Origin of the sequence: Pseudomonas sp. Pseusp88, assembly GCF_047303955.1 — a bacterium.
GTDB lineage: Bacteria > Pseudomonadota > Gammaproteobacteria > Pseudomonadales > Pseudomonadaceae > Aquipseudomonas.
Window position 1 is genome coordinate 1 of the sequence record NZ_JBGLYM010000109.1, and the last position, 339, is coordinate 339.

Consider the following 339-nt stretch of genomic DNA (forward strand, 5'->3'; position numbering starts at 1 on the left):
CCGGCAGAGCAAAAAGTGGTGGTACACACGGCCGACAATCACCTGGTCAAGGGCACTCGTGACAAAATGAACAGGGAGCTGTGCAGCAGCGTTCTGCACCTCTGGAATTACTACTCCCACCCCAACCTCCAACTCTGGCTGGAGATTGCCACCATCGAGGGCGAGCCGATCCGCCTGCCCTTGCCCGTGGACCTGCGCGTGACACCCCGCCAGGTCGACGCCCAGTGGAATCAGTTGGTGCCGGTGCTGCCCTTTGTTTCGCTGCCCGGAGCCAAGAGCGCTGACGATCACGGCACGCCGGTGCTGGCCCGGCCCGGCTTTGTCTATGTGTTCTACCAG

1 protein-coding gene is annotated in these 339 nt (G+C 62.2%); it reads left to right on the forward strand.

The window, feature by feature from the left end:
* The coding region (locus ACCD02_RS32685) for a hypothetical protein (protein ID WP_413310716.1) at positions 1-339 on the forward strand (339 nt) is incomplete at both ends.